The sequence below is a fragment of the Mucilaginibacter sp. P4_G9 genome (assembly GCF_056400985.1).
In genome coordinates this window covers 1-2,186 of record NZ_JBFUKF010000608.1, presented here as the reverse complement: position 1 = coordinate 2,186, position 2,186 = coordinate 1, and the positions used below count along the sequence as shown (strand labels likewise).

Below are 2,186 nucleotides of genomic sequence, written 5' to 3'. Positions count from 1 at the left end.
ATCCATGTAAGCCAGCCATAGTTTTCTATCGGCAAAACCGTTTGATGGTTTAGTTTGCGCGCAAACCTGGTTAAATATTAACAGGGCCAGGCAACAGCTTAATATATTTTTGAATTTCATATTTTTAATATTAATTATCAGCAGGCTTCCATTCCAATACCTGCACCGGCTGGGAGGTTATGTTGGCCTTGCCTTCACCATCTACCTGCACTACTTTTTGTACAAACAGGTTGAGTATTTTTTTATCCTTCCACAATTCGGTATCATAGGTTGGTTCCCATGCGCCAACGTCAAATGGGGAGAGATCACTAACAGCCCACTTGTTTTCATCCAGGTTATGCGTTACCGCTATAGAAACTTTATCGCCACGCTCGGCATCCCTGAAAATGAGGGCTGCCGCAAGGGCTTTACCCTGTTGCCAGGCAACAACCTGCGGGCGCGATACAGGTATGCTTTTGGTTCCCATCCCGCTTAAACTAAAAGCAGTTTTCCGGAAACCCATATCACTATATTTCCACATGCCCTTACTTTTATATATAATGTGGTATTGCGGGATGGTTTGCCCTTCTTCCCGCCAGTAGGTAGCTATAAAAGGGGTGCCATTTTCGTCAATGAACATGGATGTCTGGTTAATCAATTCACTTTTTTGAGGGATTGTACACGCGTATTCGGCGGTAGCTGCCGTTATCGGCAGGTCATACCGTTCGCCTGTCGACTTTTCCCAGGTTAAGCCACCATCTTTTGAGCGGGCGTAACACATATCATGATTGCTGGATACATCCGGGCTTTCGCGCCATACCCACGACAGGTGGATGCTTCCCTTTGCATCAATGGCCATTTGCCAGTAAGCATTACGCTTGCCTTCGCCATCAATTAATTTGTTTTGAATATTTACCCATTTTTGAGTAACTACACTGTACTTGTTTAACACCAGGTTACCATTTCCCGAAGCGCCATCCCGGTAAAGAAACAACAGATCGCCCTTAGGCAACCTGTAAAATTCGGGGTAGCTTACCCGGTTTTCATCAATCCCTGTCATAGGTTTGGGAGTCGATAAAGTAAGGCTTCCCGGTTTTATGCCGGTTACATAATTTAACGGCTGGTTATGAAGTCCCCATGCCATATGCAGATAGCCTGCCCCATCAACCATAATGCTGATGTCTTTATGTGCATCGGTTGCATCGCCTTTATAAGGGGTAAGCTTGGTTTGCCATTTAACAGTCCCGCTTTTTCTTTTTGCCAATACAATATACTGGTCATTGTTATAGTAGGCAGCATATTGTTCGCCTTTAAAAGTAACAAGGGAGTTTTTACGAAAGATAACTGTATTGACCGAATTATTAGCCCAGCCCAATCCTATGGTGCTGATTTTTACGGTATTTACCTGTGCATTTACCGGTTTGTAACCGCAGATTAATGCACAAATAAGGAGATGTTTAAATAGGTTTTTGATCATAAAATTAAAGTATGTGGCAATGGTAAATTGCCACATACTAATGTAAACATATTAATAACCCGGATTCTGTTCTAAAACAGCATCTTTATTTAATTGAATTTCTGTTAAAGGTATAGGTAACAATAAATTTTTAGCTGCCAGCCCGGTTGTTGGGTGCTGTACATCGTTGGCATTTAAGCGCTGTGCACGGTCAACTAAGGTACCGGTTCGCATTAAAGTCATCCTGCGGTTTTCTTCACCAATCAGCTCACGGGCACGTTCGTCTAAAACAAAGTTCAGCGTCATTTGGTCTGCTGTAACCTGCGGCGCGTTTGCCCTGGTTCTTAAAGCATTTATTGATACGGCAGCATCCGCAGTTTTACCCTGCTTTACCTGGGCCTCTGCCAGTAACAGGTAGGTTTCGCCTAAACGCATCATGATAAAATCCTTAATCATGGCATAGCCAAAGGTGTCATTAGGATCAAATGCGCCCCATTTGGTTGTACTTGGACATATTTTATACAAGGTATCCGGTCCGGTAAATGGCACCGGCTTACCTAACAGCGCGGGCTTGGTTGGATCATTATAGTAATATTTTCTTTTAATGCTGTACTGAGAATTACGCATATCGCCGGTTGAATATAAACCATATAAAACCCAGTTACTAAGCCTCAGCCTGCCAATGCTACGGCCGCCCAATGAATCGCAAATCGCCAATCCGCTGATATTGTAATAGGCAGYACCCCAAACA

At 43.5% G+C, this 2,186-nt stretch carries 2 protein-coding genes; both read right to left on the bottom strand.

Going from position 1 to position 2,186, the window contains the following annotated elements:
- Nucleotides 1-130 precede the first annotated feature (130 nt).
- Complete coding sequence (locus AC1DPZ_RS25865; RefSeq protein WP_477408910.1) at nt 131-1,456, bottom strand: BNR repeat-containing protein; 1,326 nt, start codon at nt 1,454-1,456, stop codon at nt 131-133.
- Between the two features lie 51 nt (nt 1,457-1,507).
- Nucleotides 1,508-2,186: RagB/SusD family nutrient uptake outer membrane protein (locus tag AC1DPZ_RS25860; protein WP_477408908.1), on the bottom strand; the 679-nt coding region annotated here is incomplete at its 5' end.

Coding starts and splice junctions, on each gene's coding strand:
- AC1DPZ_RS25865 (WP_477408910.1), bottom strand. CDS start 1,456: ATGATCAAAAACCTATTTAAACATCTCCTTATTTGTGCATTAATCTGC.